Annotated in this window: 21 protein-coding genes and 1 pseudogene; 9 read left to right on the top strand and 13 right to left on the bottom strand. The window is 65.5% G+C overall.

Annotation, left to right across the window (positions count from 1 at the left end; genetic code table 11):
- Positions 1–18: 18 nt before the first annotated feature.
- Complete coding sequence (locus AB4099_RS30565) at positions 19–1,098, top strand: sn-glycerol-3-phosphate import ATP-binding protein UgpC (protein WP_113518383.1); 1,080 nt, start codon at positions 19–21, stop codon at positions 1,096–1,098.
- A 51-nt stretch (positions 1,099–1,149) separates the two neighbouring features.
- On the opposite strand, the gene AB4099_RS30560 is transcribed toward AB4099_RS30565, so the two are convergent.
- On the bottom strand, positions 1,150–2,418 hold the full coding sequence (locus AB4099_RS30560) for an alkyl sulfatase dimerization domain-containing protein (protein ID WP_441480852.1): 1,269 nt from the start codon (positions 2,416–2,418) through the stop codon (positions 1,150–1,152).
- Positions 2,419–2,562: 144 nt separating this feature from the next.
- Positions 2,563–2,949 (bottom strand): SpoIIAA family protein, encoded by a 387-nt coding sequence (locus AB4099_RS30555; RefSeq protein ID WP_441480851.1) that lies wholly within the window; start codon positions 2,947–2,949, stop codon positions 2,563–2,565.
- Between the two features lie 112 nt (positions 2,950–3,061).
- On the opposite strand from AB4099_RS30555, the gene AB4099_RS30550 reads away from it, so the two are divergent.
- Both AB4099_RS30550 and AB4099_RS30545 read left to right on the top strand, forming a co-directional pair.
- Positions 3,062–3,700 carry a glutathione S-transferase family protein gene (locus AB4099_RS30550; RefSeq protein WP_441480850.1) on the top strand — a complete coding sequence of 213 codons (639 nt, stop codon included), beginning with the start codon at positions 3,062–3,064 and terminating at the stop codon, positions 3,698–3,700.
- 158 nt (positions 3,701–3,858) lie between these two features.
- Entirely contained in the window at positions 3,859–5,097 is a 1,239-nt protein-coding gene (locus AB4099_RS30545; RefSeq protein ID WP_441480849.1) for a multidrug effflux MFS transporter, read from the top strand.
- 64 nt (positions 5,098–5,161) lie between these two features.
- Here the strand turns inward: AB4099_RS30545 and AB4099_RS30540 are convergent, their stop codons facing one another.
- From AB4099_RS30540 to aspT, 4 genes are all read right to left on the bottom strand, one after another.
- Positions 5,162–5,416: a hypothetical protein gene (locus tag AB4099_RS30540; RefSeq protein WP_052513594.1), complete on the bottom strand. Its 255-nt coding sequence runs from the start codon at positions 5,414–5,416 to the stop codon at positions 5,162–5,164.
- A 134-nt stretch (positions 5,417–5,550) separates the two neighbouring features.
- Positions 5,551–5,817, bottom strand: a complete 267-nt coding sequence (rpsU, locus tag AB4099_RS30535) for a 30S ribosomal protein S21 (protein ID WP_069877991.1) — start codon at positions 5,815–5,817, stop codon at positions 5,551–5,553.
- A gap of 144 nt (positions 5,818–5,961) precedes the next feature.
- Positions 5,962–6,171 (bottom strand): cold-shock protein, encoded by a 210-nt coding sequence (locus AB4099_RS30530; protein ID WP_043234255.1) that lies wholly within the window; start codon positions 6,169–6,171, stop codon positions 5,962–5,964.
- Positions 6,172–6,457: 286 nt separating this feature from the next.
- The gene (aspT, locus tag AB4099_RS30525; RefSeq protein ID WP_441480848.1) at positions 6,458–8,125 is read right to left on the bottom strand and encodes an aspartate-alanine antiporter; all 1,668 of its coding nucleotides are present in this window, start codon (positions 8,123–8,125) and stop codon (positions 6,458–6,460) included.
- Positions 8,126–8,330: 205 nt separating this feature from the next.
- Here aspT and AB4099_RS30520 point away from each other — a divergent pair, with 205 nt between their 5' ends.
- Positions 8,331–8,462, top strand: coding sequence for a hypothetical protein (locus AB4099_RS30520; RefSeq protein WP_441480847.1), 132 nt, complete (start codon positions 8,331–8,333; stop codon positions 8,460–8,462).
- Between the two features lie 167 nt (positions 8,463–8,629).
- Here the strand turns inward: AB4099_RS30520 and AB4099_RS30515 are convergent, their stop codons facing one another.
- The 6 genes from AB4099_RS30515 to AB4099_RS30490 all read right to left on the bottom strand — a co-directional run bounded on the left by AB4099_RS30515 (position 8,630) and on the right by AB4099_RS30490 (position 14,263).
- The gene (locus AB4099_RS30515; RefSeq protein ID WP_043234173.1) at positions 8,630–8,839 is read right to left on the bottom strand and encodes a cold-shock protein; all 210 of its coding nucleotides are present in this window, start codon (positions 8,837–8,839) and stop codon (positions 8,630–8,632) included.
- Positions 8,840–8,965: 126 nt separating this feature from the next.
- Positions 8,966–9,721, bottom strand: a complete 756-nt coding sequence (locus AB4099_RS30510; RefSeq protein ID WP_441480846.1) for an SDR family NAD(P)-dependent oxidoreductase — start codon at positions 9,719–9,721, stop codon at positions 8,966–8,968.
- Complete coding sequence (locus AB4099_RS30505) at positions 9,694–10,737, bottom strand: ketopantoate reductase family protein (protein WP_441480845.1); 1,044 nt, start codon at positions 10,735–10,737, stop codon at positions 9,694–9,696. The genes AB4099_RS30510 and AB4099_RS30505 overlap by 28 nt, the downstream gene beginning before the upstream one ends.
- The gene (locus tag AB4099_RS30500) at positions 10,734–11,702 is read right to left on the bottom strand and encodes an isoaspartyl peptidase/L-asparaginase family protein (RefSeq protein WP_113518394.1); all 969 of its coding nucleotides are present in this window, start codon (positions 11,700–11,702) and stop codon (positions 10,734–10,736) included. The genes AB4099_RS30505 and AB4099_RS30500 overlap by 4 nt, the downstream gene beginning before the upstream one ends.
- A gap of 203 nt (positions 11,703–11,905) precedes the next feature.
- Positions 11,906–13,498, bottom strand: coding sequence for an ABC transporter substrate-binding protein (locus AB4099_RS30495; RefSeq protein WP_441480844.1), 1,593 nt, complete (start codon positions 13,496–13,498; stop codon positions 11,906–11,908).
- 222 nt (positions 13,499–13,720) lie between these two features.
- Positions 13,721–14,263 carry a MarR family winged helix-turn-helix transcriptional regulator gene (locus AB4099_RS30490; RefSeq protein ID WP_113518396.1) on the bottom strand — a complete coding sequence of 181 codons (543 nt, stop codon included), beginning with the start codon at positions 14,261–14,263 and terminating at the stop codon, positions 13,721–13,723.
- Positions 14,264–14,356: 93 nt separating this feature from the next.
- On the opposite strand from AB4099_RS30490, the gene AB4099_RS30485 reads away from it, so the two are divergent.
- From AB4099_RS30485 to AB4099_RS30465, 5 genes are read left to right on the top strand one after another with little or no spacing between them, the layout of a single operon-like run.
- Entirely contained in the window at positions 14,357–15,058 is a 702-nt protein-coding gene (locus AB4099_RS30485) for a creatininase family protein (protein WP_113518414.1), read from the top strand.
- A gap of 25 nt (positions 15,059–15,083) precedes the next feature.
- A complete protein-coding gene (locus AB4099_RS30480; RefSeq protein WP_069878004.1) occupies positions 15,084–16,055 on the top strand; it encodes an ABC transporter permease in 972 nt (323 codons plus the stop codon).
- Positions 16,055–16,933 carry an ABC transporter permease gene (locus tag AB4099_RS30475; protein ID WP_113518398.1) on the top strand — a complete coding sequence of 293 codons (879 nt, stop codon included), beginning with the start codon at positions 16,055–16,057 and terminating at the stop codon, positions 16,931–16,933. The genes AB4099_RS30480 and AB4099_RS30475 overlap by 1 nt, the downstream gene beginning before the upstream one ends.
- The gene (locus AB4099_RS30470) at positions 16,930–18,657 is read left to right on the top strand and encodes an ABC transporter ATP-binding protein (RefSeq protein ID WP_441480843.1); all 1,728 of its coding nucleotides are present in this window, start codon (positions 16,930–16,932) and stop codon (positions 18,655–18,657) included. Before AB4099_RS30475 ends, AB4099_RS30470 begins: the two co-directional genes overlap by 4 nt.
- Before the next feature lie 12 nt (positions 18,658–18,669).
- A complete protein-coding gene (locus AB4099_RS30465) occupies positions 18,670–19,569 on the top strand; it encodes a polysaccharide deacetylase family protein (RefSeq protein WP_441480842.1) in 900 nt (299 codons plus the stop codon).
- Positions 19,570–20,192: 623 nt separating this feature from the next.
- Here AB4099_RS30465 and AB4099_RS30460 read toward each other — a convergent pair.
- Positions 20,193–20,817, bottom strand: a pseudogene (locus AB4099_RS30460) (hypothetical protein); the annotation flags it as partial.

The following is a 20,817-nucleotide window of genomic DNA, read 5'->3' as shown; positions in this document are numbered from 1 at the left end:
GACCGACCAAGGAACCCAATGGCCCAGGTTACTCTTTCCAGCGTCAAGAAGGTCTATGCCGGCGGCGTCGAGGCCGTGAAGGGCGTCTCTTTCGACATTCCCGATGGCGGCTTCTGCGTGCTGGTCGGCCCCTCCGGGTGCGGCAAGTCCACCTTGCTGCGCATGGTGGCAGGCCTGGAGACGATCTCGTCCGGCGAAGTCTCGATCAGCGGCAGGGTCGTCAACCAGATCGAACCGGCGGACCGGGACATCGCCATGGTGTTCCAGAATTATGCGCTCTATCCGCATATGAGCGTCTACGACAATATGGCCTATGGCCTGCGCAACCGCGGGACGCCGAAGGACGAGATCGAGAAGCGGGTCAAGGAAGCAGCCCGCATCCTCGCGATCGAAGGTCTGCTGGAGCGCCGGCCGCGCCAGCTCTCGGGCGGCCAGCGTCAGCGCGTCGCCATGGGCCGCGCCATCGTGCGCAAGCCCCAGGTCTTCCTGTTCGACGAGCCACTTTCCAATCTCGACGCAAAACTGCGCGTGCAGATGCGCGTCGAGATCAAGAAGCTTCAGCGGGCACTCGGCGTCACCGCGATCTATGTCACTCACGACCAGGTCGAGGCGATGACGCTCTCCGACAAGCTTGTGGTGATGAATGGTGGCCAGGTCGAGCAGATCGGCGTCCCGGCCGAGGTCTATCGCAAACCGGCAAGCCGCTTCGTCGCGACCTTCATCGGCTCGCCGCCGATGAACCTGCTGCCGGCAGCCATCGACGGACCCGGTATCGTTGCGCTCGGTGACGCGCTCCTCGAAGCGCGTGACCTCAAGCAGAACCTCGCATCGGGAACGAAGGTCGAGGTGGGCCTGAGGCCTGAGGATATCGAGATCGCCTCCGAGGGCCAGGCCGGTGCCCTGCCCTTCGATGTCGAGTTCATCGAGGAGCTGGGCGCAACCCAGCTCTTCCACGGCAAGCTCGCCGGACAGCCTTTCGTGATGCAGGCCGCAACCGGCGATGTCGCCGCCGAGGCGAGGCGCCTGTGGATTTCGGTCGACCCCGACCGCGTCCACGTCTTCGATGCGCAATCGGGCATCCGGCTCGGGCGCGAATAGAAGGCTCGACCGGGGAAGATCAGCAGCGGCCGGAAACAGCCGCTGGATGCACTACTCAGCCGCCGACCGGCCTTTTGCATCGCGCTCGTAGACGGCAAGGAATGCCTTGCCCATCAACGAGCTTTCGCCATCGATGGCTTTCCGGAGCACCGCGCCCCGGATTGCCTGGATCTTTCCATCCTCGGGCGCTGCTGAACTCGCGAATTCGGCGAGATGAACGGCGAGGCGCGTCTGGCCATCCTCGGCCAGCGCTGCGGCTCGATCAGCCAGTTTCTCGGCACCGCCTGCAAGCTGAGCCAGTTCTGACGCAAGATCAGCGTTCTTCGCCGGCTTCAGGCTTGCGGGGTTTCCGTCAAACCAGCCCGCATAGAAATGGTAGATGCCCCGGACGAGGAATTCGGGATCATCGTATTTCGGGAGGAGATAGGGTTTCGTCAGGTAGGCGGCCGGGACCTTGATCGCGCGCAGCACCTCGTCGAGCGTCGCGCCCTTGTTCATCAGCGCCAGGGTTTCGCCGACCAGATGCTCAAGCGCTTCGGCTCCGTCGCGCAGCACCTGCGCCGCCCTGCCCTCTCCGATAATGACAGGACCATGTCCGGGGATCAGGATCTCCGGCTTCAGGCGCTCCATCCTTCGCAGGGCAACGGCCCACTCGGCGGCATAACGCTGGACCTTGCGCGGGTTGCCTGCGTTCGGGAAAACCCAGATCACGAAATCCCCGCTCGCCAGCACGCGCCGCCGCGGGAACCAGACGAATGTGGCATCGTCGGTCTCGCCGCGCCCGTGAATGAGTTCGAGCTGTTCGCCGCCGATCGCGAGGGACAATGTGTCGTCATAGACGTCATCGGGCCGCCGCTGGCCGATCGGGTAGACATAGTCCGGCTTGTTGAACTGCTGCCCCTGCACGATGCTGTTGAAGCCATGCGAGGCTTCATATCGCTCCATCCGGCGCGCGACGTTCCGATGAGCGACGATTCGCGGCCGCGGCCTCGCCCTCGCATCGGCCTCGTCGTCGATGACCTTGATGCCGCTGGTGTGGTCGATATGGCCGTGAGTATAGATCACGGTGTGGATGGGGCTGTCGTCCCAGCTGCGGATCGTCGCGAGCGTCTGGGCGGCGGTGTCTGGCTTGGCCGTATCGATCAGAACAAGGCCTTCACCCGTCCGAATGGCCGTGACGCTGCCACAGAAATAGGTGGTGTGGACGGTGATGATGTTCTCTGCCACCGCAGTGATAGCCCCGGCAGAGACCGCCTCGGTCCATTCTTCCATCTGCGCTGCGCCACTCCAAAGGCGCTCGAACAACGCGTCCTGCCGCATCTGAATTCCTCCGTCGACCAGAGCCTGTCGATAGCACCGCTGGGGAGGAATGACAGGCCACGCACGCGCAGTCCTGACGCGCGATGTCAGCTATGAGCCAGACGCTCGGTTCGCTGTCGCGACCGCGCTCCCGGTACATCCAATCTACGCTTCCGGGCCGCCTTCGATCTCGCTGACCCAAGCCAGCGCTGCCTCGTACTCGATCGGCTTGAAGCAGCGGATCTCGACAAAGGGGATGACTGGATTGGCGATCGTCACCAGCGTCTCGATCCAGCCCTTGTCGCTGATCAGGGCCTCACGCGGAAAGCGCCTGAGTTCCCACAGCTTGCTGAAGCCGTAGCGCAGATCCCTGGCACCCGCCCGAAGCGTGATATCGTGAAAGCCGGTCAGATCGACCAGAATGCCGATCTTCTCGTGCCGGGTCAGCCGCGCCTCGATATCGGCGATCAGGCTGTCATAATCCTCCACCGTCAGCGTGCCGGAGAGGCGGTAGGCCGCGACATGATCGGGCCCAACGAGGATTTCGAACATGGACGTCATCCTTTCGCTTCAGACAACGCAGCAGGCCCGCCGCGGTTTCGATTGCTGCCATTGCGCGGTCATGCGTCGTGGTTAGTCTCGCCCGCCACAGGAGGAACGCAGCATGAGCGATGAACTCGTCTTCTACACAAACCCAATGTCACGCGGCCGGATCGTGCGCTGGATGCTGGAGGAAGTCGGCCAGCCCTATCGCACAGAATTGGTCGGCTTCGGCCCGCCGATGAAGGCGGCCGAGTACAAGGCACTCAATCCGATGGGCAAGGTGCCGGCCCTGAAGCATGGCGAGATGATCGTCACCGAATGCGCCGCGATCTGCGCCTATCTCGCGGACGCCTTTCCGGAGGCCGGGCTGGCGCCGGCTCCAGGCAGCAAGGAGCGCGGTCCCTATTATCGCTGGCTCTTCTTTGGCGCCGGCCCGACCGAGGCTGCGGTGACCAATAAGATGCTCGGCGTCGAGGTGCCACCGGAGAAGACCGGCTCGGTCGGCTATGGCTGCTTCGCCGATGTCATGGACACCTTGGAGAAAGCGGTATCGCAGGGCGAGTATCTGGTCGGCGACAGGTTCAGCGCGGCCGATGTCTATCTCGGCGCGCAAATCGGCTGGGGCCTGCAATTCGGCACCATGGAACGGCGGCCGGCCTTCGAGGCCTATGCCAAGCGACTGCAGGCCCGTCCCGCCGCGATCCGCGCCAACGAAATCGACAATGCGCTGATGCCCGAGCAGCAGCCGGCGGCGGAGTAGGCGTGCTCCACGCTGAGCGCATGCCAAACCCGGCCTTCGGCCGGGTTGTTGCGCCGCGGGACATCGCCTAATCCTGCGCAAATCGGCCGGCTATCTTGCTGGCCATTCCCGTCTGCGCGACGGGACGATCCGGGCCGTTCCCCCGGCAGCAGGCTGAGATGACCGACACAATCGACATTGCCCGGCCGCGCCACGGCATGGGTTTCTATCCTTTCGTGGCGATGATGGCCGCACTGATGGCGACGAACGCGCTTGCGATCGACGCCATGCTGCCGGCCCTGCCCCAAATGGGAGAGACACTCGGCATTGCCGAGCCCAACGACCGGCAGTGGATCGTCACCAGCTATCTGCTCGGTTTTGGCGTCGCCCAGATCATTTACGGCACCCTCTCCGACCGTTTCGGCCGTCGGCCGGTGCTGCTGACCGGGCTCAGCATCTATGTCGTCGCCAGCGTGTTTGCCGCCTTCTCCGGCTCCTTCGAGATCATGATGGCGGCGCGCGTGCTGCAGGGCGTCGGCGCAGCTGCGACGCGGGTGCTCGCCGTCTCGATCGTACGGGACTGCTATTCCGGCCGCGACATGGCTCGCGTCATGTCGCTGGCCCTGATCGTCTTCCTGGCGGTGCCGATTCTGGCGCCCTCGATTGGCCAGGCGATCCTCTGGGTCGCCCCCTGGCGCTGGATCTTCGGCGTCCTGACCGCCTTCGGCGCCGTCGTGATGCTCTGGACCGCAATGCGCCTGCCCGAGACATTGCATGAGGAGGACCGTACGCCGATCAAGCTCGCCAGCATCGTCTCCGCCTTCCGGACGGTGCTGACCTCGCGCATCGGCGTCGGCTACATGCTGGCGATGACCTTCGTTCTCGGCGGGCTTTTCGGCTTCATCAACTCGGCACAGCAGGTTTTTGTCGATGTCTTCCGGGCGCCGGAATGGTTCACCACCATCTTCGCGCTGATCGCCGCCTGCATGGCGGTCGCCTCGCTGCTGAATTCGCGCATCGTCGGCCGGCTCGGCATGCGCCGGGTCTCGCATGGCGCACTGCTCGGCTATATCGCACTCACCAGCCTGCACGCGGTGCTGGCTCTCGCCGGCAAGGAATCGCTCTGGCTCTTCGCCATCATGCAGGGTGGGACGATGTTCTGCTTTGGCCTGCTGGCGCCGAATTTCGGGGCGATGGCGATGGACCCACTTGGCCACGTCGCCGGCACGGCATCGTCCGTCCAGGGCTTCATCACCACGGTCGGCGGAGCGCTGCTCGGCTTCTATGTCGGCCAGCATTTCAACGGCACGGTCGTGCCGCTGACACTCGGCTTCTCACTCTGCGGGCTCATGGCGCTCGCGGTGGTTCTGGTGGTCGAGAAGGGGCAGCTCTTCCATCCGGCGCCGGGGCGCAGCTAGCGGCCCTCTGGGCGCGGGATGTCGTTCCAAGCCGGCCAGGCGCATGTCGCAAGCCGTCGGGTCGTCAGGCCCGCTTTGTGCGCTTCGACGCTACGGTCTTGGGCCGCGCAGCCTCGGCAATAGCGGCGGCCTCTGCGTCCGCGGCTTCCTTTGCCAGTCGCAACGCGCGCAAGCGCGCGGTCTTCTCCGTGACGGCAACCTGCGCAGCGCGCTGCGCGTCCAGCCCACGCTGGGCTTCCTGCCGCTTCTGCTCGGCCTTCTCCAGATTCGCCTGAGCCCGACGCTTGGCTTCGTCGGCCGAGAGTCCTTTGGTCGACATGGCAGTCCACTCCCTCACGATTGCCGCCCGGTTGGCGGCACTCACAGCGACGCGCCCTGTCGGTAGCGCGCATCCAGGCGTACTGGACTGCGTCGAGCAGACCCTTGCGCCGGCATCGTCAGGCTCGCCTGAGATCAGGCTGCCGCCGGTGCAAGACGCGGCGGACGAGCAGGCTTGGCCTTAGGCTTCGGCGCTGCGATCAGTCCTTCGCGCTGAGCCTGCTTGCGAGCCAGCTTGCGCGCACGCCTAATGGCGTCGGCCTTCTCGCGAACCCGCTTCTCGGACGGCTTCTCATACGCCGCACGCCGCTTCATCTCGCGGAAGACGCCTTCGCGCTGCATCTTCTTCTTCAGGACGCGCAGCGCCTGGTCGACATTGTTGTCGCGAACGAGAACCTGCATCTCGGGCTCCTTTCAGAAAAGAAAAAAGGGCCGGGTAATCCCGACCCTTCGTCCAACCGTGCTGCGTATCGTCCTGAAAGGGGGCGCCAGTACATCCGTGGTCGCCGCTCGATTCGGAATGCTACGTTTGCACGGTCATGCAGCTCACTCGGCGCGAAGATTGTCCGCGGACATCTTGCCAGAGCGCTTGTCCTGGACGAGCTCGAAGGTGATCTTCTGACCTTCGCGGAGCTCGCGCAGACCAGCACGCTCGACAGCGCTGATGTGGACGAAAGCATCCTGACCGCCATCATCGGGCTGAATGAAGCCGAAACCCTTAGTCGAATTGAACCATTTAACAGTGCCGGTGGCCATGACGAATTCCTTCTCGCAAGGCATTAGTTCGCATGAGACGACGCCTCACACGGTGTTCGATTTTGAGCGGGAAGTTCGTCAGCTAGCGCGCCATTAGCGCGGGGGCCAATTCATTCGGCCTAAGATCGATGCCCCTATATGGGTGATTGTGACCAATTTGTCAATGCAACCTGTCGTCAGCGCAGGATCGGAGGCGTGCGCGCCCCTCCGCGGTCATCGATCCCCCCAGGCAAGCCCCATCTCAGGGCACCCCTTCGATGCCCCTCGGGCTGTCGCCGAAGCAGCTTCAGCCGATCAAACCAACCATGCCCACCACGACCGGCCCCATCAGCGGCAGCAGGACGTTAGAGATCGCATAGGTCACGGTGTAGCCGATCACCGGCGTCGAGTTGCCCGCGAGGGAGACCAATGCGCTGATCGACGGGGTGCTGCAGTGCTGGCCAGCGATGGCTCCGAGCAGGATCGGAGCCTCGATCTTCAGCAGGTAATGCCCGATATAGAGCGAAGCCAGGGCCGGCAGTGCGGAGACGAGAATCGCCAGGACCGGCAGCACCAGCCCGTACTGCTTGAGCAGCGCGAAGGCATCGGGCCCGACCGACAGACCGATTGCAGCGATGAAGGTCGCCAGGCCGAAGTCCTTCATGAACTCCGCAGCATGCAGCGGTATCGCGCCACAAAGCGGACGATGCATGTGGAGCCAGCCGAAGACCAGGCCGGAGACGAGCGCACCACCGCCGGTCCCCAGCGTCAGGTTCAGGGCGCCGATCCTGAAGCTCAGTTCTCCCAGCAGGAGACCCGCGACCACTCCCAGCCCGAGCATCACGAAGTCGGTACTCGAAGTCGCCGGGAGCAGGTGGCCGAGCTCCGGGGCCGCCCGCGTGATCGCGTCCTCGGAGCCGTAGAGCGTCAGGACGTCGCCCTGCTCGAGAACGGTGCCCGGCAAAGCGGGAACGACATGCCCGAGCCGCCTGATGCGCGAAATGAAGACACCGCGCCGCTGTTCCGCGCTCGCCAGCCGACGAAGATCCCGAATCCGGCGCCCCGTCACCTCGCTGCGGACGAGCACGACCTCACGCTCGACGAGCGGAACGTTGTCTCCTGCCGGCATCGGCACTTCGGCGCCCAATCTCTCACTGATCGCGATCACGGCGCGGCGGCGGCCGAGCACGAGGACAACATCGTCGGCCTCCAGCACCATGTCCGTGGTTGCCTTGGTGAAGCCTTCGCCGCGGCCGACCTGTTCGATGGTCACAACGCCATTGACGCTGTTTTCGAAGGCGCCGACGCTGCTTCCCGCAATCGGCCCGGCATGGAAGCAGCGCGAGACGATCTCGGGCACGCCGTTCTCCTTGCCCGCGTCGTCCTCGGCTCCCAGTTGTTTTGCAAGCGCGGCGGATTCCTCGCGCACGTCGATCCGCAGCAGCAGGGGACCGATCTGCGTCGTGAAGACGACGATCGCCACGAGGCCGAAGAGATAGGTCACGCTGTAGGCCGTCGCCATGTTGGATTGCAGCCGCGCCACTTCGGCTGCCGGCAGGGCCAGCCGGGCGATCGCATCCGAAGCCGTCCCGAGCACAGCCGATTCCGTGGCCGAGCCGGCGAAGAGCCCCGACGTGGTGCCGGGATCCAGCCGGAACAAGACGATGGCCGCTACAAGCAGCAGCAGGACGGTCCCGACCTCCACAAAGGACAGGATTCCATAGCGCCAGCCACCGCGGATATTGTTGAAGAACTGCGGGCCGGCCGTAAATCCGAGAGCGAAGATAAACAGCGCAAACGCCGTGTTCTTCAGGTCCGCGCTGATGGTGACGCCAAGCTGCCCGAGCGCCAATGCGACGAAGAGCGTGCCGCAGACACCGCCGATTTGGACAGGACCGATTCTGACCTTTCCGATCAAATGGCCAAGAGCCAGCGAAATGAACAGTGCAACAACCGGCTGTTCAACAAATGCCACGATGGACCCCAGTTCCAGAGCAGTGGTCGACGGCGACTATTCGCTGCCGGCTCCTACGCTGCAAGAGCCATTGCCCGGGGCGCCATTCCTCGCCGGCAATTCGCCGGCATATATTGGGCTAGTTCGCGCGCCCTCGACGTGTTTGGCGTCGAGGGCAGACGGCCCCCTTCGCCATTGCATGTCCGCGATGCGCAAGGCCATTCCCATGAGCTTGCGCTGGGTCGGCGTCGACAAGGATGGCTGCTTTCCCGTGCCCACGGGGCCCGGCCTCGGCGTCAGCTATGACTGGGATTACATTCGAGCCCATCAGACGGGGCGGGAGCTGTTCAAGCTCTAGAAGCGCATTGGGAGGGCCGGCCTTTTTCGGGCTGGCCCTGGTCCTTTCTACCGCCGCCTTGGGGCGACGGGCATGCCGGGAATCGTCTTCAGTCCGGATAGAGAGATAGAGATTCGCATTGGCTCGGGAGGTGACGCCGCCGATCGCCCTCCCGCAGAAGGCGGAGATCAAGCCGTCTTGAGGTTCACCGCCGAGGACTTGCCGGTCTTGCGATCGGCCTCGAGATCGTAGCTGATCTTCTGGCCTTCGTTCAGGCCGCGGAGGCCCGAGCGCTCGACAGCGCTGATATGGACGAAAATATCGCTTCCGCCCGCGTCAGGGGTGATGAAACCATAGCCCTTGGTCTCGTTGAACCATTTCACGGTACCCGTGCTCACGTGCTATTCCTTCAGTCGCTATTCAGGTTGGCTTATGCCAACCCGGGAACACTGTAGGGTCGAAAATACGCATGTGGCAATGATGCCGTGAAAAACCGCGTCGGCGCCCGCAAAACGCCCCAATGCTCAGGAGCGTCCACCGTCGACGGAGAGCACCTGGCCGCTGATCCAGCCGGCCTGTTCGCTAAGGAAAAACAGCGTCGCATTGGCAATGTCCTCGGGCGTACCGAGGCGTCGGGTGTGGATGCTCTCGACCAGTTTCTTCTGGCCGGCTTCGCCATAGCTTTGCCATTGCCGTTCCGTTGCCGGGTTGGAGCGCACAAAGCCGGGCGCGACGGAGTTCACCGTGATGCCATGCGGGCCGAGTTCCCAGGCGAGTTGCTTCGTCAGCCCGACCAGCGCGTGCTTGGCGCTGGCATAGGCCTGGATGCCGGTCAGGCTCGGGCGCAATCCCGCACCGGACGAGATGGTGACGATGCGGCCATAGCCGGCCTGTTTCATCACCGGCGCGGCGGCCTGCGCCAGGAAGAAGGCGGCATCGACATTGGCGGCGAAAATGCTGCGCCAGTCTGCTTCCGGAATCTCTTCGATCGGCCGGCCGATCTGGCCGCGCACCCCACCCGCCGCATGGACGAGCAGGTCGAGCGAGCCGCTTTCGGTCGAGATCTTGCCGACCAGATCGCGCGCCGCGTCCGGCGTCGCGAGATCGACGGCATGAAACCCGGCCCCGATCTCCGCGGCGGTCTTCGCGACCCCCTCGGCATCGATATCGGCGAGTTGCACCGCGGCCCCGGACCGAGCCAGGGCTGTTGCGATGGCCCGGCCGATGCCTTGGGCGGCGCCTGTGACGAGGGCTACGCGATTGTCGAAGCGGAGTTGCATTGGTCGATCAGCACCTTCAGCGTATCGAAGGAGAGTGGGCGCTCGCCGTCCTCGACCTCGTGGATCAGTTTCACCAGCGTCTCGATCGTCGGGGTCGGAACGCCGGCCTCGCGCCCGAGGCGCGCGATGATGCCGATCTGGGGATCGACCTCGGTCTTGCGCTTGCGCACGGCAAGGTCGCGCCAGATCCCGGAATGCGTCTTGGCCGTCTTCGAGGTGTAATCGGCAAGCCAGGCGATCGCCGCGATCTGCGGATATTCCGGCCGTCCCGGTGCGAAGACCATCGGATCGAACTCGCCGAAGCCGAGCGAGGAGACGCCGCGCGCCGCCGCGACCGCACCGACCTCCCGCCCGAGCTCGAGCCAGACGGCGAGCCGCTTGGGATCGGCGAAATTCGCCGACATCGAATCATCCGTCAGCGCGGTAGCAAACAGCATAGCCCCATAGGCGAGCTTGCCCCAGAGATAGCCCCAGATATTGCCGGTCAGAATCGAGTCGGGCTCGAAGAGCAGCATCAGCTTGTGCATTTCGAGGGCGCGCGGCGTCATCGCGCCGTCGATCTCGCCCACGACGACTGCGCCGCGGTTGCCATAGAGAATCGCGCCCGGCCCATGCCAGTCCGCGCCGAAATTGACGAAGCAGCCCATCGTGCGGGCCTCGCCGACGTGCCTGGCAATCGCCAGTTCGTTGAGACCATTCTGGGCGGAGAGCACGAAGCCGTCCTCGGCCAGATGCGGGGCGAGCGCGTCAAGTGCTGCCTCCGTGGCGCCCGCCTTCACCGCGAGCACGATGCGCTTGTAGGTTCCTGTCAGCTCCGCCGGCGTCACCGCGGGCACGACCTGGCGAAATTCCTCGATCGGGCCGCTGATCGCGAGGCCCGTCGTCCGGCAGGCTTCGACATGTTCGGGGACGACATCGACGAGCAGGACAGGAATGCCCGCGCGCGTCCAATAGGCCCCCAGCGTGCCGCCAATTGCGCCCGCGCCCCAGATGACGATCGGCTCAGGCGAGTTCACGCGGCCGCCTCGAGCTGGCCGGCGACTTCGACATCGCCATGCGTCGCGACATGGATGAAGCCGTCAGGCGTCACCCAACCACGATACATGCCAGCGGAATTATAGGGCGCGACGATGCTGCCATCGGCGCCAATCGCGACCAGGCCAGCCCCGATCCTGTGCTCGGTGAGCTCGGCGATCGCCCTGGCGGTCGCCTCCTCGAGACTCAGGCCGGCATAGGCCATCAGCGAGGCGATCTCGTGCCCGACGCAGTAGCGGATGAAATACTCGCCCTTGCCCGTGCCCGAGACCGCGCAACGCCCGTCGCGCGCGTAAGTGCCGGCACCGATGATCGGCGAATCGCCGACACGGCCAGCCGGCTTGTTGGTGTAGCCACCCGTGGAGGTCGCGGCTGCGAGATGGCCCTGGGCATCCAGCGCGACCGCGCCGACCGTGCCGTGCTTCTCAGCCTCGCTTGCTTCGGACATGGTGCCGACGAGCTCACGGATCTTCATCGAGGACAGGTTCTTGCGGCGCCGCTCGGTCGAGAAATATTCGTTCTCGACCATGTCGAGCCCCTCCGACTCGGCGAAGCTGTCCGCGGCCGTGCCGGCCAGGAAAAGCGGGTCGCCGCGGCGCATCAGCACCTTGGCGGCGCCGATCGGGTTCCGGATGCGTTTGACGCCACAGAGGGCGCCGGCGGCCAGCGTCTCGCCATCCATGATGGAGGCGTCGAGCTCATGCTCGCCATCCGCGTTGAACGCGGCGCCGTGGCCGGCATTGAAATGCGGCGAGTTCTCCATCACCAGCACTGCGGCCTCGACCGCATCGACGGCCGAGCCGCCCTTGCTGAGAATGGCCCAGCCGGCGCGGAGCGAGGCGGCGAGATCGGCCTTGGCCTCGGTCCACTCCGTTTCGGTCATCTCGGCCTTAGGCAAAGTGCCACAGCCGCCATGAATGGCCAGGGCAAGAGGTGAGGTTGTCATGGGTAATCCTGGTGCGTTTCCCTCTCTCCCGCAGTGGGAGAGGTCGAACCGTGTAGTCGGGAAAGGGGAGAGCAGGCGGCGGGGCACATACCCCACCTACTGGCCCTGCGGCTAGTCTCTCCACGCATGCCCGCTACTCGTCCGGCGCGTTTTTATACCGGTTCCCGCATATCCGCAGGAACCGGGCAACCGAGGCCGAAGCCTCATTTCTTGGCGGGCTTGATGTCCATAGCAAGCGTGTCCTCGTCCACGCGCGGCCTGATCGCGACCTTATCCTTCTGCATGGCCCAGGCCGAGCCGACGGCGACGATCGGCAGGCGCGGACGGTCCTGTGCGACGATGCCATTGGCATCGGAGAGGAGCTTGTTGCGCTTGCCCTCGTCCATCTCGACCGCCGCATCCTCGATCAGCTTGTCGAGCTCGGCGTTCTTGTAACCCAGCACGTTGAAGGCACCGAGCTTCTTCGCCGGATCGTTGGAGTGCACCACCGAGGAGAGCGTGTAGTTTGACTCACCGGTCAGCGTGCCCCAGCCGGACATCGACATCGAGAAATCGCCGCGCAGGCGGGCCGGGAAGAAGACCGCGCCCGGCTGGGCATTGGCATTTACCTCGATGCCGATCCGCGCCAGCATCTGCGCGATGGAGGTGCCGACCTGACGGTCGCCGGGGAGGCGATCATTGGTGAACGAGAAGGCGACCTTGAAGCCGTTGGCGTAACCGGCCTCCTCCATCAGCTTCTTGGCCTTGGCCAGGTCGGGCTTCAGCGGCGGCAGCGACTTGTTGTAGCCGGCGATATCCGGCGTCACGAGCTGGTTCACCGGCGAGCCGAGACCTTCCATCGCAATCTCCGCAAGGGCCGGGCGATCGATGGCGAGATCGATCGCCTCGCGCACCTTGACGTCCTGAAGCGGGTTCTTTGGCAGCGGCGAGCCATCCTTGGCGCTGACCTGCGGGGACTTGTCCCGCATGTCGAGCTCCATGTTGAAGACATAGACCGTATCGACCGTGGTGACCGCGAGCTTGGCGTCGCGTTTCAGTGTCGGCACATCGGATGCCGGTGCACGTACGATGATATCGACCTGCCCGGCCTTGAGCTGGGCGACGCGGGCGGCGTCGTTCGGCAGTTCCTTGCGCAGCACGCGGGCCCAAGGCTCCTTCTCGCCCCAATAGCCGTCGAAGCGCTCCAGCACGAGCTGGTCCTTCGGCGTCCAGGATACGAACTTGTAGGGGCCGGTGCCGACCGCTGCCTTGCCGGTATTGAAGGCCTCGTTGGCATTGTCCTTGGTCAGTCCGGCGGCCGCCTTGTGGGAGACGATGAAGAGGCGGATGAAGTCGTTCGGCAAGTTCGGGGCCGGTCCGTCGGTCACGATATGGACCGTCAGCGGATCGATGATCTTCACCTCCTTGACGCGGCGTACATAGATCGTGGTCGGGTTCGGCCCGGCGACCACGGGAATGCGCTCGATCGAGAATTTCACGTCCTCGGCGGTGAAGTCGGAACCGTCATGGAACTTGACGCCGGGGCGCAGCTTGAACTCCCAGACCGAAGGCTCGATTGCCTTCCAGCTGGTCGCGAGCCGCGGCTCGATCTGCAGCTTGTCGCCCGACCAGGTCAGCGTGTCGAAGACATGCTTCAGCGCTTCGGCATGGGTGCCGGTCGCGGTGAAATGCGGATCGATCGATTCCGGGCCGGCGCGCACGCCAATCGTGAGCGTCTGCGCAAGCGCGATCCCGGAGACCGAGGCGCTGAGCGCGGCCGCGAGCGCGAAGGTGCGGACGGTCGTTGCAAAATTCATGACGAGTTCCCCTGTTTTGTTTCGGTAAAGGCCGACATGTCGGCCCTCCCGCTGGTTTGGTTTGCGGCCTCGACGGTGGCAGTCGGCCCACGCAGCGAGGCTCCGTTGTGTCACTTGATTAGGCGATCCTGGCTCGACTGTTGTTCTGAATTGGCACGGTGCGGCAGTGGAGACCCACCACCATCCCGCGATTCTTTGGAAGAACGCTTCGCTCGACCCGGTCTATGACAGGGGTTCGAGATCCGCCGGCCACACCGGAGAGGCAATGACGAGCTTGTCCATCAATTCGCAAAGCTGGCGCTGCTCGGCTTCGGTCAAGGCCGAAAGCATGGCGCTCTGCTGCTTCACCATCAGCGGCATGGTCTCCTCGAAAATGGCGCGTCCTGCAGGCGTCAGGCGCAGCACGAAGCTGCGCAGATCGTCCCGGTCCGTCTCGCGCTTGAGCAGACGCCGGGTCAGCAGCTTCTGGATGGCGCGGCTGAGCGTGTTCTTCGGCAAGCCGGACGAGGACACGATGTTCTTTGCAGCCACCCCCTCCTTCAGGCCGACTGCGTAGAGCGCGACGAATTCCGGCCGGACCAGGCCGTAGCGGGTCTCGATCCAGCGATAGACCGGATCGTTGAAGCGGAAGGCGACGAAGTTCAGCCGGAACGACAGCCAGCAGGGATTGTCCCAGAGCTTGGTGACGGTGAGCGGATCGAGATCACGCAACGCCGCTTCGCGCTCATGATCGAGACGCGAAAGGGATGTGGGGGCGCGGCGCATGATGAGCTCCCGTTTAGTTCCAAATGGAACTTGACGACGTTCTGGCTGGGAGTCAAGGATGGCGCACTGCCAGAGAAAAGCAAGGAACGGGCCGTGCGTGTCGCCGAGATGAACTGGATGCAGATCGAAGCTCAGGCCCAGCGGGATAACCGCTGCGTACTGCCGCTCGGCTGTGTCGAGCAGCACGCCTATCTGAGCCTCGCCACCGACGCGATTCTGGCCGAGAAAGTGGCCGGCGACGCTGCCGAGCCGCTGAATGTGCCCGTCTTCCCGGTACTGGCCTATGGCATGACGCCAGGCTTCGTCGCCTTCCCCGGCACCGTCTCGCTGCGGATGAGCACCTATGTCGCGCTGATCGAGGACATGCTGGAGGGCTTCTACCGCTCCGGTTTCCGCCGCATCGTGCTGGTCAACGGCCATGGCGGCAATGCGCCCGTGATGACCTTCTGTACGGAATGGATGGGCCGCCGCCCCGATGCCAGCGTCAAACTGCATGATTGGTGGGCAGGGCCCCGCTTCCAGGCGGCGGTGAAGGCGGTCGATCCCGCCGCTTCGCATGCCTCCTGGATGGAAAACTTCCCCTGGACCCGTCTCGACGGCGTCGCCATGCCCGAGGCGGTGAAGCCGCCCTTCGACCGCGCGCTTTACCAGGCCTCGAACCCGGCGAAGAAGCGCGAGATCCTGGGCGACGGCAATTTCCACGGGCGCTACCAGCGCTCCGACAATGAGATGCTCAGTCTCTGGCAGGTCGGCGTCGAGGAGACGCGGGCGGTGATCGCGGAGAACTGGCCGTGACCGCAGGCGCCAGGCGCTTCGTCAGATGCTAGGGCACATCCTCGGGCGCATCGTCCAGGCGCTGCTGGTGATGCTCGTCATGTCGGCGCTGGTTTTCGTCGGCGTCTACGCCATCGGCAACCCGATCGACGTGCTGATCGGGCCCGATGTCAGTCAGGAGATGAGACTCGAGACGATTGCCCGCTACGGGCTCGATCGACCGCTCTGGGAACAGTATTTCACCTTCCTCGGGCGTGTGCTCCACGGCGATTTCGGCCGCTCCTTCGTCTTCGGCATGCCGGTGTTGGAACTTATCCTGTCGCGCCTGCCCGCGACGCTGGAACTGACGCTGGCTGCCGTCTTCGGAGCGGCCCTGATCGGCGTGCCGGCCGGCATCTATGCCGGCTACAAGCCCGACAGCCTGCTCGCCAAGATCATCATGGCGATCTCGATCCTCGGTTTCTCCGTGCCGACCTTCTGGATCGGACTGGTTCTGATCATCACCTTCGCAGTCGAGCTGCAATGGCTGCCTGCCGGCGGCCGCGGCGAGACCGCGTCGCTTTTCGGCGTCGAATGGAGTTTTCTGACGCTGAACGGGCTCAGCCACCTGCTGCTGCCGGCCCTCAACCTCGCCTTCTTCAAGCTCGCCCTGATGACGCGGCTGGCCCGGGCCGGGACGCGCGAGGTGATGCTGACCGACACCGTGAAATTTGCCCGGGCCGCCGGACTTTCGGAATGGACCGTCCTGCGCCGGCATGTGCTGCGCCTCATCGCGATCCCGATCGTCACCGTCTTCGGGCTCGAATTCGCCTCGACGCTCGCCTTCGCGGTCGTCACCGAGACGATCTTCTCCTGGCCCGGCATCGGCAAGCTGATCATCGACTCCATCACCTCGCTCGACCGGCCGGTCATGGTTGCCTATCTGATGCTCGTCGCCTTCGTCTTCATCACCATCAATTTCCTGGTCGATCTGACCTATGTCGCGCTCGATCCGCGCCTGAGAAAGGCGCGCGCGTAATGAAGCAGGCTTCGCCCCTCGCCCGATTCTGGAACGAGTTCCGCGAGAGCAAGGTGGCGCTCGCAGCCCTCGTCGTCGTCGTGTTGATGATCGGCGTGGCGCTCCTTGCGCCCTGGATCGCGCCGCAGGATCCCTATGATCTCGCCAATCTCACACTGTCAGATGCGCGCCGCCCGCCGGGCTATGTCGGCTCCGGCGGCTTCACCCATCTTCTCGGCACCGACGCGCAGGGCCGCGACCTGTTCTCGGCCATCCTCTATGGCCTGCGCATCTCACTGCAGATGGGGCTGATTGCCGGTTCGCTCGCTTTCACGGTCGGCGTCACGCTTGGCATCACCGCCGCCTATCTCGGTGGCCGCTGGGAAGCGTTCATCATGCGCGTCATCGACCTTCAGCTCGCCTTCCCGGCGATCCTGCTCGCACTGGTGATCTCGGCCGTGCTCGGCCAGGGCAAATTCCAGCTGATCGCGGCGCTGGCAGCCGCGCAATATGCGTACTTTGCCCGTACAGCCCATGGCGCAGCCGCTGCCGAACGGGGCAAGGACTATGTCGAGGCGGCTTTTTCGACGCCGCTGCCAGCGCGCCGGGTGGTCTGGCGCCATATCCTGCCGAACTGCCTGCCGCCCCTGATCGTGGTCGCGACGGTGCAGGTGGCGAGCGCCATCGCGCTCGAAGCGACGCTTTCCTTTCTCGGTGTCGGCCTGCCGGTGACCGAGCCCTCGCTCGGCATGCTGATCGCCAACGGCTTCCAGTACATGATGTCGGGCCGTTACTGGATTTCGATCTATCCCGGCGTCGCGCTGATCATCCTGATCGTTGCCATCAACCTCGTCGGCGACCAGATCCGCGACCAGGTCAACCCAAGGCTCAGGCGATGAGTGGCTCGGCCGAGGCAGTGCCGCTGCTCGAGGTCCGGGACCTCGCGACGCATTTTCACACCCGTGCCGGCGTCGTGAAAGCCGTCGACGGGGTATCCTTTTCCCTGAAGCGCGGCGAGGTCATGGGCCTCGTCGGCGAATCCGGCTCCGGCAAGAGCATCACAGGCTTTTCGATCATCGGCCTGATCGATCCGCCCGGAAAGATCGAAAGCGGCTCGATCCGGCTCGAAGGGCGGGAATTGATCGGATTGCCGTCCCGCGAGCTGCGCGCCATTCGCGGCAAGGTCATCTCGATGGTCTTCCAGGACCCGCTGATGACCCTGAACCCGGTCCTGACCATCGGCGCCCAGATCCTGCTGGCGCTGGAAGCGCATGAGAAGGTTTCGGCCGAAGCGGGGCGCAAGCGTGCGATCGCGGCGCTCGCCCAGGTTCGGATTCCAGAACCCGAGGCGAAGGTCGATTTCTACCCGCATCAGTTCTCCGGCGGGATGCGCCAGCGCGTCGCCATCGCCATCGCGCTGCTGCACCGGCCAAAACTGATCATCTGCGACGAACCGACCACGGCACTCGATGTCTCGATCCAGGCCGAGATCCTGGCCGAAATGAAGGAGCTGGTGGCGGAGCTCGGCATGGCACTGATCTGGATCAGCCATGATCTGGCGACAGTCGCCTCGATCGCCAGCCGCGTCTGCGTGATGCGCCACGGCAAAATCGTCGAGACCGGGCCGGTGCTCGACGTGCTGACCAGGCCGCAGCATCCCTACACCCAGTCGCTGCTCGATTCGCTGCCATCCCGCGCCAAGCCGGGCACTTTCCTTGCCCGCGGCGGCGGTGTCCCCGATGCATCGCCGCCGGCACGCAGATCCGGTGCCTCGCCGTCGCGTGGATCGAAGGCGGACGCCTCCTATTTCGTCATTCAGGACGTCAGCAAGCTGTTCCAGACCCCGCCCGGCATCCTGCGCCTGCTCGGCCAGAAGCTTGGGCTGTCGCAGCCCAGCCGTGGCGTCCAGGCCGTCGATTCCGTCAGCCTGACCGTCCCGCGGGGCGAGGCGCTCGGCCTCGTCGGCGAATCGGGCTCGGGCAAATCAACGCTCGGGCGCATGGCGGCCGGCATATACGCGCCGAATTCCGGCACGGTGCGGCTGGAGGGCGAGCCGGTGATGGGCGGCGGCGCGCGGCCGCACAAGAACACCACCCGGATCCAGACCATCTTCCAGGACCCCTTCGCCTCGCTCAATCCGCGGATGAGCATCGGCGACAGCATCGCCGAGGGGCCGATCGCCCATGGCATCGTCACCAGGGCGGGGGCGGCCGAATATGTCCGGCAATGGCTCGCCGCCGTCGGGCTCGATCCCGCCTTCGCCAGCCGCTATCCGCATCAATTCTCCGGCGGCCAGCGCCAGCGCGTCGCAATTGCGCGTGCGCTCGCCATGCAGCCTGATGTCGTGGTCTGCGACGAGCCGGTCGCCTCACTCGACGTCTCGATCCAGGCACAGATCATCAACCTGCTGATGCGGTTGCGGACCGAGCTGAACCTGACCCTGATCTTCATCTCGCACGACCTCTCGGTGGTGCGCCATCTCTGCGACCGGGTCGCGATCATGTATCACGGCAAGATCGTCGAGGAGGGGCCAGCGGGTCAAATCTACGACAATCCGCGCCACGAATACACACGCAGGCTCCTGGCCGCCGTGCCGGTCCTGCCGACCGCCCCGCCAGCCTGAAGGACACCCGCCATGACCGAACCTGCTCTCGAACCTTGGCAATGGCCCGAGGAGGTCTGGCGCGGCAAGGTCGAGCGCGTGCGCGCCGGCCGCAACCTGAAGCCCACGAAATGGAAGAACGGCGCGCGCTGCGCCGTCGCCCTCTCCTTCGACGTCGATCACGAGACGAACGAATTGCGCGATGGCGGCAAATCGGTCGGCCGCCTCTCCTGGGGCCAGTATGGCAACCGCGTCGGCATGCCGCGCATCCTCAGCCTGATGGCGAAGGAACAAATCCAAGCGACCTTCTTCGTGCCGGCGGTGACCGCCCTGCTCTATCCCGACGAGCAACGCCGCGTCATCGCGGAAGGCCACGAGATCGGCCTGCATGGCTGGATCCACGAGGTCAACACCGCCGTGCCGCCCGCGGCCGAACGCGAACTGCATCTGCGCTCAGCCGATACGCTGGAGAAGATCACCGGCGTCAGGCCGGTCGGTATGCGCACACCGTCCTGGGACTTTTCGGAAGAGACCCTGAGCATCGAGCGCGAACTCGGCCTGCTCTACGATTCATCGCTCTTCGCCGATGACGACCCTTACGAGATCATCGAGAAGGGCGAGCCGACGGGCATTGTCGAGCTCCCGGTCGAATGGATTCGCGACGATGCGGTCTATTTCAACATGAACCGTTTCCAGGCGCTGCGGCCCTACACGGCACCGGAAGCCGTTTTCGACATCTTCCGCCGCGAATTCGACCGCGCTCATGAGGAAGGCGGACTCTTCCTGCTGACCATGCATCCCCATGTCATCACCTACCGCTCGCGTATCTGGATCCTCGAGGAGCTGATCCGGCATGCCAAGGCGAAAGGCGATTGCTGGTTTGCCAGCCATGCCGAGATCGCGCGCTATGTGAAGGCCGAGGCCGGGCTTTAGCCCGCAGAGCGCAGGTTGGGCAGGGAGGAACCCTGCCCAATTTCGGCCGTTTTCGGTTCATGGCGGGTTCAGTGCGCAAGCGCGCTGATAGCCCCAGCCACTGAAACGGAAACGGAACTCATGACGCGCACGAAAAACTGGCTTCTGATCGGTACTGTCCTTCCCGGCCTGACCCTGTCGCATGGCGGCTTCGCGGTCGAACCGGCGCAGGCACCGATGAGACTAGCGCAAGCTCCTGCGCCGTCGGACGAAGAGCCCGGACAGCCGCGCCGGCCTCGCCCCCCGGGAGCGCCAGCTGCGCCCGGCGAGGCGCGCCCGCCTGGGGCCGAACGCCCGCGGCCGGCTCCCGGAGCGCCCGGGGCGCCGCCGGCGATCCAGCGGCCGGTCGCGCCTCCGGCGCCAAGCGCAGCGCCACCCGCGCAGCCACGCCCACCTGCCGCGCCGCCGCCTGAACCGCGCCGCGAGCCGCAGATGCCGCGCCCCGTGCCGCCGATCACCGCGCCGGGAGCCGGCGAACCCGGACGTCCGCCAGCCCTGCGGCCGCAACCCGCGCCCCCGCCCTCCGCACCTCAGCCAATCCCGGCGGTGCCGCGCCCGGCTCCGCCAGCCCAGCCCAGCCAGCCTCAGGCCGTGCCGCCGCGCGCCCAGCCGCCTGTCTCGGCCCCCGGGCAGCCGCCGGCAGCCCGTCCGATTCCCGCCCCGCAGGCGCAGCCGCCGGCAACCGCACCGTTGACGCCCCCACCGGGAGGGCGTGCTCCCGGAGCGGCTCCGCAAGCCCAGCCGCCCGCCACCGCGCCGCTGGCGCCATCTCCTGCCGGCCGTGCGCCCGGCACGCCACCGGCCGGCCAACCGCCCGTGGCAGCCCCCGGCCAGGCGCCAGCGACAGCTCCGGGCCAGCCCCCGGCGGCTCGCCCGACGCCAGCACCGTTGCCAGGAACTGCTCCGCAAGCCCAGCCCCCCGCCACCCAGCCTCTGGTGCCGCCTCCGGGCGGTCGTGCGCCCGGCGCGCCGCCAGCCGGCCAACCGCCTGTGACCGCTCCCGGCCAGGCACCAGCGACGGCTCCGGGCCAGCCCCCGGCGGCTCGCCCGTCACCGGCGCCGGTGCCAGGAACGGCTCCGCAAACCCAGCCGCCCGTGACCCAGCCACTGGTGCCGCCTCCGGGTGGTCGTGCGCCCGGCGCGCCGCCAGCCGGCCAACCGCCTGTGACCGCTCCCGGCCAGGCGCCGGCGACGGCTCCGGGCCAGCCG

Origin of the sequence: Allobosea sp. 2KB_26, from assembly GCF_052115715.1 — a bacterium.
Classification (GTDB): Bacteria; Pseudomonadota; Alphaproteobacteria; order Rhizobiales; family Beijerinckiaceae; genus Allobosea.
Note: the sequence above shows the minus strand (reverse complement) of the source record. Positions and strands in the feature narration are given on the sequence as shown.

Excerpts from the sequence above, each read along its gene's own strand:
- rpsU (WP_069877991.1), bottom strand. The coding sequence starts at position 5,817 with ATGCAGGTTCTCGTTCGCGACAACAATGTCGACCAGGCGCTGCGCGTC.
- AB4099_RS30565 (WP_113518383.1), top strand. The coding sequence starts at position 19 with ATGGCCCAGGTTACTCTTTCCAGCGTCAAGAAGGTCTATGCCGGCGGC.
- AB4099_RS30480 (WP_069878004.1), top strand. The coding sequence starts at position 15,084 with ATGCTAGGGCACATCCTCGGGCGCATCGTCCAGGCGCTGCTGGTGATG.
- AB4099_RS30530 (WP_043234255.1), bottom strand. The coding sequence starts at position 6,171 with ATGGCCACCGGCACTGTTAAATGGTTCAATTCGACTAAGGGTTTCGGC.
- AB4099_RS30540 (WP_052513594.1), bottom strand. The coding sequence starts at position 5,416 with ATGTCGACCAAAGGACTCTCGGCCGACGAAGCCAAGCGTCGGGCTCAG.
- AB4099_RS30560 (WP_441480852.1), bottom strand. The coding sequence starts at position 2,418 with ATGCGGCAGGACGCGTTGTTCGAGCGCCTTTGGAGTGGCGCAGCGCAG.
- AB4099_RS30465 (WP_441480842.1), top strand. The coding sequence starts at position 18,670 with ATGACCGAACCTGCTCTCGAACCTTGGCAATGGCCCGAGGAGGTCTGG.
- AB4099_RS30555 (WP_441480851.1), bottom strand. The coding sequence starts at position 2,949 with ATGTTCGAAATCCTCGTTGGGCCCGATCATGTCGCGGCCTACCGCCTC.
- AB4099_RS30490 (WP_113518396.1), bottom strand. The coding sequence starts at position 14,263 with ATGCGCCGCGCCCCCACATCCCTTTCGCGTCTCGATCATGAGCGCGAA.
- AB4099_RS30495 (WP_441480844.1), bottom strand. The coding sequence starts at position 13,498 with ATGAATTTTGCAACGACCGTCCGCACCTTCGCGCTCGCGGCCGCGCTC.
- AB4099_RS30500 (WP_113518394.1), bottom strand. The coding sequence starts at position 11,702 with ATGACAACCTCACCTCTTGCCCTGGCCATTCATGGCGGCTGTGGCACT.
- AB4099_RS30545 (WP_441480849.1), top strand. The coding sequence starts at position 3,859 with ATGACCGACACAATCGACATTGCCCGGCCGCGCCACGGCATGGGTTTC.
- AB4099_RS30550 (WP_441480850.1), top strand. The coding sequence starts at position 3,062 with ATGAGCGATGAACTCGTCTTCTACACAAACCCAATGTCACGCGGCCGG.
- AB4099_RS30510 (WP_441480846.1), bottom strand. The coding sequence starts at position 9,721 with ATGCAACTCCGCTTCGACAATCGCGTAGCCCTCGTCACAGGCGCCGCC.
- AB4099_RS30470 (WP_441480843.1), top strand. The coding sequence starts at position 16,930 with ATGAGTGGCTCGGCCGAGGCAGTGCCGCTGCTCGAGGTCCGGGACCTC.
- AB4099_RS30475 (WP_113518398.1), top strand. The coding sequence starts at position 16,055 with ATGAAGCAGGCTTCGCCCCTCGCCCGATTCTGGAACGAGTTCCGCGAG.
- AB4099_RS30520 (WP_441480847.1), top strand. The coding sequence starts at position 8,331 with ATGAGCTTGCGCTGGGTCGGCGTCGACAAGGATGGCTGCTTTCCCGTG.